Raw genomic sequence first — 8,030 nt, 5'->3', positions numbered from 1 at the left:
GAACCATCTTGTGGTAGGAGGACACTACCAATCCACAGCATCCCTTACAGTGTAGCACAGCCCTTGGAGAGGGGCTTTAATAACTACTACTCTATAATACAAGGAGGGCACATTGATGGAGATGGACGGCAATCCAATTACGAAACCCTCGAAAAAGGGAACGATCCTTTCCGCAGTTTTTTATGCTCTTGCAGCGGTGCTGCTGATCACGGCATTTGTTTCCCTGGCGGCCTGCCATCAAAACATTTCCCGGCAGCTTGAACAGGGCGTCCCTGTGCAGGGAAATGAACTGGCTATTGTGAATCTCTACCTTACAAGCTGTGTGCAGTATTTTGCCTTTGCCGTCGCCATGGTTTTTTGCGGCAAGGCTGTCCGCAGGGTGCTGGCGATCCATAGCGAAGCGCCGGTACAGGTCGCTCCCTATATGCTCAATCCCCCGGCAGAGGCTACCGGTCCCGATTATGCCGAGGAAGTTGAGCCGGAGGAGGACGATACGGATTTTGAGGCTTGGGGATTCCGGGAAAAGGAAGAATAAAAAAAGACACGCCGGCGGGCTTGCAGAGCAGCAAGCCCTCGGCCATGTCTTGAAAACAGGAGAATGGAGGTGGTTCCCATGCAGCAAACAGAGTGGGTTTATTGTCCCGTCTGCGGGAATAAAACCCGTGATCGAATCAGGGAGGATACAGTTTTAATCAATTATCCTCTCTACTGCCCAAAGTGCAAACGAGAGAGCTTGATTCAGGCGAAACAACTACATATCGTTGTCATCAAAGAGCCAGACGCATAGACGCAGAGCCGATGAACCAGTGAGAATTTCCCACGGACATCGGCTCTTTTTCACTCTTTGGGCTGGCTGTCCAAGGCCGCCCTAACTGTCGCCTTGATGATCTGCATAGAACGCTCATCGCAGTTATACAGCATACGGACAAGGTTTTCCATTTCGGAATCCTCAATTTGCTTTTCCGGGAAGAAAATCTGATCGGGTAAAATGGACAGCTCCCGAATCAACTTGTACAGGATGTCGTAGCTGGGCTTTTTGCCTTCGTTCTCGATACGATATATAAATCTCTCGGTTACTCCGACCTTGGCTGCCAGATCTTCGACCGTAATATCTGCTTTTATGCGGGCATTCTTGATGATCTCACCAAGTGTTTCATGTTCATTCTGCACTTTCAGTTCACCTCTCCTTCTATTTTAAGGATTTATGCCAGATTTATAATGGCATAGCAGTTCAAATTTTAGAGAACTGACAGTGCGGATAAAAGTGAACTGACCAGGATCGTATAGTTGACCCTGCCAATAAAAAAAACGAGGTTTTGGCAGGGTGGTTTGTCATGCCCATCCCTCCAGACCACGTTTTGGCCTGGAGGGATATTTCATGCGTTGGTCATCCTTCGCACCGCTGCTTATTAGAAGCAGCGAGTATGATTCTATGTCGTAGGCCGCCTGATTGACGGTGTACGGTCAAAAAAACTTCCCGCTTTTCAACGGGATATTATGCCCTTTATACTGAACCGTCATGCCATGGTTTACACGAACTAAAAAGAAACGCACTTGCTGTTGGAGCCGTTGCCCCATTCTGCAGGTGCGTTTTTCTATATAGAGGAACCCCATCATTCCCACGTTGTAGGGGGCCGCCCGATCAGTCTGAATTTCTCGCAATTCAGACTGATCGGAGGTAAAACAGCGTGGACGCTGATAAAAAAAGAATATGGATTCGCGGCCAATATGTTGAGGTCACGGATGAGGTATATGCCGCATATATGCAAGGCGACCGGAAAATGCGCTATTTTGAGAACGATTTGAAAACCGAGCGGTTCGTTCTCGGAAAGGAGGGCCAAGTGGTGCAGATCATTCCCAGCCGCGAAGATTCTTTGGACCGGCTGGTGGATGAAAATACCCAGCAATTCTCCGATAAGCAGGAAAGTGTGGAGAGCGTGGTGCTTCACAAGCTGGAAGTGGACAGGCTACATACCGCGCTTTCCCTGCTGGCTCCAGAAGAACGTGCGCTGATCCAGGCATTATTCTTTGATGAGCGCAAGGAAAGCGAGTTGGCGATGGAACTCGGCATTTCTCAGCCCGCCGTTTATAAGAGGAAAATGAAAGTCCTTAAAAAGTTGAAGCTCTTGTTGGAGGGCTAAATTAAACCCAATAAGGAACCTCTCGCTTTGATAATGCGGGAGGTTCCTCTATCTTGCGGAGTATGACAGCATTTACTTTTGAAATCTTTATGAAATCTTCAAAGTTATCCTGTACTCTATCTTTGAAATCAAAAAGAAAGGACAGAAAGATATGGATATGATTTTGAAAACAACCGACCTCTGCAAAAACTTCAAAGGGCAGATGGCCGTAAATAATGTATCGCTGAACATTCAGAGGAATTCCGTCTATGGCTTGTTGGGGCCCAACGGCGCGGGCAAGTCTACTATTCTGAAAATGATAGTAGGCATCCTCAAGCCGAGTTCCGGCAGTATTGAAATGGACGGTCACACATGGAGCCGTGCCGATTTGCAGGATATTGGTGCATTGATTGAAACGCCGCCTCTGTATGAAAACTTGACCGCTTATGAAAATTTAAAAGTGCGAACCCTTGCACTTGGACTTCCGAATACTCGCATTGATGAAGTCTTACACATCGTTGATCTTACAGACACAGGGAAAAAGAAAGCGGGACATTTCTCTTTAGGCATGAAGCAGAGACTTGGAATTGCCCTTGCTTTACTGGCATCTCCCAAATTGTTGATTTTGGATGAACCAACGAATGGATTAGACCCTATCGGTATTCAAGAACTACGGGAACTTATTCGTTCTTTTCCGGCGCATGGGATAACGGTAATTCTGTCCAGCCATATTCTATCCGAGGTAGAGCAGATTGCAGATCACATTGGAATTATTGCTGCTGGAAAATTGGGATACGAAAACAAAATAGACAAGAACACTGATCTGGAAGAAATTTTTATGCGTGTTGTGGCAGCTAATGGTGGAAGGGGGAAAAACTAATGTTTCATCTTATCCGCTCCGAACTATTAAAGATGCGTCATACATTTGCATTAAAGCTATTCATCGCTGCCCCTGTTGTCACTTTGGGGTTAGGATATTTTTTGAGTGGTAAATCTGTTCAGCTTACCGCCTATAATTGGTGGTACACTTTAATCTTGCCAATTACGATTGCTATTTGGTGCGCCAACATTATTAGCTGTGAGAAACGCACACAGTATCAGAACATTTTATGCTTGCCGATTGCCATGAAAAAAATCTGGTTCAGTAAACTGCTGGCGGTTACTGTATTACTTTTCTTAACCAGCCTTGTCATGTGGGGCGGCTGCACAGCCTTTGGTATTTTTACTGTGATGAACATTGATCCACTTAACGGGTTAGGTGGCTGTATGTTGCTGTTCCTCACCTACATTTGGCAGCTTCCACTTATTATGTGGCTCACAAAAAAAGCAAATTATCTGATTGCTGTTTTGATTTCCTTTGGCTGCAATATTGTTTTGTCCATGATTGGAGCAGAAAGCAATTTGTTTTATCTCAATCCGTTTGCTATTCCAGCGCGTATTGTATGCCCCTTTTTCAAAATGCACCCTAATGGGATTCCCATTGAAAACGGTTCTTTTCTTTTGAATACAGGAGCGGTCATTCCCGCCGTTGGGATCAGCTTAGTTTTAGCGGTACTGTGTTTCTGGCTTACAGTATGGCTATTCGCTAAAGGAGATAGAAAACATGATTGAGTTATGGTATTATGTAAAAAGCGATTTTTTCAAGTTGTGGAATTCCTCGTTTTTTGTGGCTCATATTTTATTTCCAATTTCCGGGGTAGCACTTGTATTGCTCTATGCGGTCTTTGCGGCTGTGAGTGATATAAATAAAATTGCGGTATTTTTTCAACTTTTTGCTATCGCATATCCTTTTGTTATCAGTATCGTTTGCGAGATTGCCGCAGAGCAGGAAATCCGGGCCGGGCACTGTCAAAATATTTTAGTGCTGCGTTCCAGAACCAAGGCCATTTCATCCAAATTCCTCTTGCTTATTTTCGCCGGCTTGTTCGCAATATTGTTCAGTACATTCCTGTTAATTATGGTACTTCCCGTGACAGGAACCAAACTGATTTTGCCAGTATCTTCCCTTATGTTTCCAGTTCTGACTTTGTGGAGCAGTAATATTTTATTATATGCGATTCACATCATTCTAGCTTTTCGGTTCGGAAGAACGATCTGCATAGGTATAGGCGCTATTGGCAGCTTATTGGCTGCACTTCTTCAAACAGGCTTAGGCACAGGCTTGTGGTTTGTACTGCCGTATGGTTTTGGGATACGTTTAACGGAGTTTTCGCTTAAATTCGTCCTGCAAGTTTTGCCAACCATCAATGCGGAACTTAAATTGGGGATAGGTATGTGTTTGGGTATGACGGTTCTGTTTATTGCCATTCTGCTTATTTGGTTTTCAAAATATGGCGGAAAATGTGTAAATGATTGATTCGGTGGTCGAATATGGGTTGTTTAGGAAATGTAATTTGGTTTTTATTTGGAGGACTCTGGCAAGGCTTGTCATGGACAATATCGGGTATCCTATGGTGTATAACTATTATCGGCATACCGATTGGACGGCAATGCTTCAAATTTGCATCTCTTGCCTTTTTCCCTTTTGGAAAGGAAATTCAGTATGGCGGCGGTGCGATGTCTACTTTGGCAAATATTTTATGGCTTGTCATAAGCGGTATTCCCCTTGCTATATCAGCGGCTCTAAATGGGGTTCTGCTTTGTTGCACAATCATCGGCATACCGTTTGGGATGCAATGCTTTAAGATTGCCAAACTCGCCCTCATGCCTTTTGGGGCCACTGTAATAGAAATCTAAGGGAAAGGAGAGATGGACATGGCAAATATCTTAGTGGTTGATGATGAAAATGCAATGTTGCAACTGATTAAGCGTATTCTTGAAAAAGACGCTCATATTGTAACACTTCAAGCAGATGCAAAGGCTGTTCTGGATATGGATTTCAGACGATACGATTTGATTTTGCTGGATGTTATGATGCCTGATGTAAACGGCTTTGAATTGTGCAATCAAATTCGTTCCCGTGTAGATTGCCCCATTATTTTCTTGACCGCAAAAACGCAGGAAAGCGACATTGTTCGTGGGTTGGGGATTGGCGGCGACGATTACATTACCAAACCTTTTGGCACCAATGAACTGCTTGCCCGTGTCAATGCACACTTACGCAGAGATACCAGAGAAAAGAAATACGCAGTATCTATTTCAGGAATACTTTTTCACATCAATGCAAAGGAAGCGGAAGTAAATGGGAATAAACTCCCCTTAACTAAAAGCGAGTATGAAATCTGTGAATATCTGGCCCTGCATCGAGGTCAGGTCTTTTCCAGGGAGCAGATTTATGAAGCCGTTTTTGGTTTTGATGGGGAAAGTGATGACAGCGTAATTGCCACCCATATAAAAAATATCCGAGGTAAATTGGCCGCTGTTAACTTGTCCCCTATCGAAACAGTTTGGGGGGTGGGCTATAAATGGGAGTAAAGAAATTACGTTCTATCTTCATGCGGTATATATTTGCAGTTGCTGGCGGCATCCTTTTAATTATCGCCATCAATTTAGGGCTATATTCCCTCTGTGTAAACACTGGGGTCATTATCCCCGCTATGCAGATAGAAGATAGAATTGCTGCCGCAGCAGAAAGCATACAGACAGATGAATTGTTCAACAAAGCCGACATCCCCAGCTTTTGCGACTATGCCGTTTATTCTCCTACGGGTGTGTTTCTGGATGGTTCTTTATCAGAAGATACCGCCAACACTTTTTGGGTTGAAGCCGTCACAAATGGAATGGATCGGATTACCCCATACCGTGTTTTGGTTATTGACCGCGGAGATGAAGTTATTCTTTTGCGCTACCGTTTGACTTCACAATTCAGTAATGCCACACTTCGGCGGATCTGTCCGACAACTGATCTACTGCTTGTCGGATTGATAATTGTTGAGGTTATCTTTCTTTTGTTCCTTATTTCCCATTGGTTCGGGAAATATACTGGTAAAAAAATCGACAAGCTGCTTTTCATAACACAGAAAATTGAGCAACAGGATTTGGATTTTAAGATTGAAAGCAGCGGTATATTTGAAGTAGACCGTGCTTTATATGCTTTGGAACATTTGAAACAGGCATTACGAATGTCGCTTGCGGAACAGTGGCAGGCGGATAAATTGCGTCAAGATCAGATTTCGGCTTTGGCCCATGATCTGAAAACACCACTAACCATCATTCGCGGAAACGCAGAGTTGCTTTATGATACGGAACTTGCTGAAAATCAGAAAGAATGTACGGACTATATCGAGGGCAGCGTTATCCAAATGCAGGATTATGTTGAAACCTTGATTGAAATGACGAAAGCAAAAGAGAATTTCCCTTTTCATCGCCAAAATGTGAAAGTATCTTCCTTATTGCAGGAAATCCATACACAGGCAAAAGGCTTATGCGTTGTAAAAAATGTTCATTTGGAATGGAATCAGAATTTCAATCAGGAATGTATCTCTGTGGACAGGGAACAACTGATAAGGGCTTTTGTCAATATTCTCTCAAATGCCGTAGAATATACGCCAGCGAAAGGAACCATTTTCTTTGATGTGAATGAAAAAGATAATGCAATACTATTCTCTATCACCGATACGGGAAGTGGCTTTTCTTCTGAGGCATTGAAACGAGCAACAGAACAGTTTTATATGGACGATCAAAGCAGAAATTCTAAATCTCATTATGGGATAGGGCTTTATGTGGTAAACTCTATTGTTACTCAACACGGAGGTCAGCTTATTTTGAGCAATTCCGAAAAAACTGGCGGCGCACAGGTTACAATCTCAATTCCATATTGACTTCATGGGCGGCTTTGGGCCGCCCTTTTTTCAAATCTTTATGAAATCTTCAAAATTTCAATTTATGATAACCACATAAGAAATCATCTGCCGGACGACGGCAAAAGAAAAAAAGCCGTCGTGCAGCAGCCCTTTTCCCATGCCCGATTACATTACGGCGGCTTTGAACAAATCAAGGCCGCCGCTCTCTATGCCCTCATACTGACGACGCCCTGACGCTGGCGGGATTGGCGGCCCACGGAGGGAGCCGCCATGGAGGAAAAAGCGTTTCGACATAATGCGACAGAGCGCAGGCTGTCAAAAAAGTCGCTTGCTGTTCATCGTGGCTTTACGCCCTTCGCACTGAACCATCATGCCATGATTTACACGAACTAAAAAGAAATGCACTTGCCGTTTGGGTTAATACCCCATTCTGCAGGTGCGTTTTTCTATATAGAGGAACCCCATCATTTCCACGTTGTAGGGGGCCGCCCGACCAGTCTGAATTTCTCACAATTCAGACTGATCGGAGGTAAAACAGCGTGGACGCTGATAAAAAAAGAATATGGATTCGCGGCCAATTTGTAGAGGTCACGGATGAAGTGTACCGGGCCTATATGCAGAGCGACCGGAAAATGCGCTATTTTGAGAACGATTTGAAAACCGAGCGGTTTGTTCTCGGAAAGGAGGGTCAAGTGGTGCAGATCATCCCCAGCCGCGAAGATTCTTTGGACCGGCTGGTGGATGAAAATGCCCGGCAATTCTCCGATGAGCAGGAAAGTGTGGAGAGCATGGTGCTTCACAAGCTGGAAGTGGACAGGCTACATACTGCGCTTTCCCTGCTGACTCCAGAAGAACGTGCGCTGATCCAGGCATTATTCTTTGATGAGCGCAAGGAAAGCGAGTTGGCGATGGAACTCGGCATTTCTCAGCCCGCCGTTTATAAGAGGAAAATGAAAATCCTCAAAAAGCTAAAAATTTTTCTGGAAAAATAAGTTTTAGCGGTTATAGAACCTCTCACCCAACGGCAAATAGGGTGAGAGGTTCTTTTTATGGCCTCATGGCACCTTGCTACGAAAATAAGTAGCGAGGGCGTGTACCTTGACAAACAGGTTTTCAATGCCTCATGAAAAACCATCGCAGCACAAAAAGCGGCAGGCCAAAACCTGTC

The 8,030-nt window shown here is 44.4% G+C and carries 12 protein-coding genes; 11 read left to right on the top strand and 1 reads right to left on the bottom strand.

What is annotated here, in order from left to right; genetic code table 11:
- Positions 1-115 precede the first annotated feature (115 nt).
- The gene (locus tag B5F35_RS17030) at positions 116-535 is read left to right on the top strand and encodes a hypothetical protein (protein ID WP_242969576.1); all 420 of its coding nucleotides are present in this window, start codon (positions 116-118) and stop codon (positions 533-535) included.
- 78 nt (positions 536-613) lie between these two features.
- A complete protein-coding gene (locus B5F35_RS17025) occupies positions 614-787 on the top strand; it encodes a cysteine-rich KTR domain-containing protein (RefSeq protein WP_058966900.1) in 174 nt (57 codons plus the stop codon).
- A gap of 50 nt (positions 788-837) precedes the next feature.
- Here the strand turns inward: B5F35_RS17025 and B5F35_RS17020 are convergent, their stop codons facing one another.
- Complete coding sequence (locus B5F35_RS17020; protein WP_087242762.1) at positions 838-1,170, bottom strand: helix-turn-helix domain-containing protein; 333 nt, start codon at positions 1,168-1,170, stop codon at positions 838-840.
- Between the two features lie 518 nt (positions 1,171-1,688).
- Here B5F35_RS17020 and B5F35_RS17015 point away from each other — a divergent pair.
- The 9 genes from B5F35_RS17015 (at position 1,689) to B5F35_RS16980 (ending at position 7,854) form a co-directional block, all read left to right on the top strand.
- The gene (locus B5F35_RS17015; protein WP_087242760.1) at positions 1,689-2,141 is read left to right on the top strand and encodes an RNA polymerase sigma factor; all 453 of its coding nucleotides are present in this window, start codon (positions 1,689-1,691) and stop codon (positions 2,139-2,141) included.
- A gap of 151 nt (positions 2,142-2,292) precedes the next feature.
- A complete protein-coding gene (locus B5F35_RS17010; protein WP_087242757.1) occupies positions 2,293-3,000 on the top strand; it encodes a lantibiotic protection ABC transporter ATP-binding protein in 708 nt (235 codons plus the stop codon).
- Positions 3,000-3,731, top strand: coding sequence for a lantibiotic immunity ABC transporter MutE/EpiE family permease subunit (locus B5F35_RS17005; RefSeq protein ID WP_087242755.1), 732 nt, complete (start codon positions 3,000-3,002; stop codon positions 3,729-3,731). Before B5F35_RS17010 ends, B5F35_RS17005 begins: the two co-directional genes overlap by 1 nt.
- A complete protein-coding gene (locus B5F35_RS17000; protein WP_087242753.1) occupies positions 3,724-4,476 on the top strand; it encodes a lantibiotic immunity ABC transporter MutG family permease subunit in 753 nt (250 codons plus the stop codon). Before B5F35_RS17005 ends, B5F35_RS17000 begins: the two co-directional genes overlap by 8 nt.
- Positions 4,477-4,490: 14 nt before the next feature.
- The gene (locus B5F35_RS16995) at positions 4,491-4,856 is read left to right on the top strand and encodes a YccF domain-containing protein (RefSeq protein WP_077138627.1); all 366 of its coding nucleotides are present in this window, start codon (positions 4,491-4,493) and stop codon (positions 4,854-4,856) included.
- 18 nt (positions 4,857-4,874) lie between these two features.
- Positions 4,875-5,534, top strand: a complete 660-nt coding sequence (locus B5F35_RS16990) for a response regulator transcription factor (protein ID WP_087242751.1) — start codon at positions 4,875-4,877, stop codon at positions 5,532-5,534.
- Positions 5,525-6,880 carry a sensor histidine kinase gene (locus B5F35_RS16985; protein ID WP_087242749.1) on the top strand — a complete coding sequence of 452 codons (1,356 nt, stop codon included), beginning with the start codon at positions 5,525-5,527 and terminating at the stop codon, positions 6,878-6,880. The genes B5F35_RS16990 and B5F35_RS16985 overlap by 10 nt, the downstream gene beginning before the upstream one ends.
- Before the next feature lie 252 nt (positions 6,881-7,132).
- Complete coding sequence (locus B5F35_RS19490; RefSeq protein WP_275532273.1) at positions 7,133-7,255, top strand: hypothetical protein; 123 nt, start codon at positions 7,133-7,135, stop codon at positions 7,253-7,255.
- Between the two features lie 146 nt (positions 7,256-7,401).
- Positions 7,402-7,854: an RNA polymerase sigma factor gene (locus tag B5F35_RS16980; protein WP_087242747.1), complete on the top strand. Its 453-nt coding sequence runs from the start codon at positions 7,402-7,404 to the stop codon at positions 7,852-7,854.
- The last annotated feature ends 176 nt before the right edge of the window (positions 7,855-8,030 follow it).

The sequence above is a fragment of the Anaeromassilibacillus sp. An200 genome, assembly GCF_002160025.1.
Taxonomy (GTDB): domain Bacteria; phylum Bacillota; class Clostridia; order Oscillospirales; family Acutalibacteraceae; genus Caccousia; species Caccousia stercoris.
The sequence above is the reverse complement of the archived record's forward strand: the minus strand, read 5'-3'. Positions and strand labels throughout refer to the sequence as shown.

Bases quoted from the DNA above. Each gene is read 5' to 3' on its own strand.
- B5F35_RS16990 (WP_087242751.1), top strand. From the start codon at position 4,875: ATGGCAAATATCTTAGTGGTTGATGATGAAAATGCAATGTTGCAACTG.
- B5F35_RS16995 (WP_077138627.1), top strand. From the start codon at position 4,491: ATGGGTTGTTTAGGAAATGTAATTTGGTTTTTATTTGGAGGACTCTGG.
- B5F35_RS17005 (WP_087242755.1), top strand. From the start codon at position 3,000: ATGTTTCATCTTATCCGCTCCGAACTATTAAAGATGCGTCATACATTT.
- B5F35_RS16985 (WP_087242749.1), top strand. From the start codon at position 5,525: ATGGGAGTAAAGAAATTACGTTCTATCTTCATGCGGTATATATTTGCA.
- B5F35_RS17010 (WP_087242757.1), top strand. From the start codon at position 2,293: ATGGATATGATTTTGAAAACAACCGACCTCTGCAAAAACTTCAAAGGG.
- B5F35_RS17030 (WP_242969576.1), top strand. From the start codon at position 116: ATGGAGATGGACGGCAATCCAATTACGAAACCCTCGAAAAAGGGAACG.
- B5F35_RS17000 (WP_087242753.1), top strand. From the start codon at position 3,724: ATGATTGAGTTATGGTATTATGTAAAAAGCGATTTTTTCAAGTTGTGG.
- B5F35_RS17025 (WP_058966900.1), top strand. From the start codon at position 614: ATGCAGCAAACAGAGTGGGTTTATTGTCCCGTCTGCGGGAATAAAACC.
- B5F35_RS19490 (WP_275532273.1), top strand. From the start codon at position 7,133: ATGGAGGAAAAAGCGTTTCGACATAATGCGACAGAGCGCAGGCTGTCA.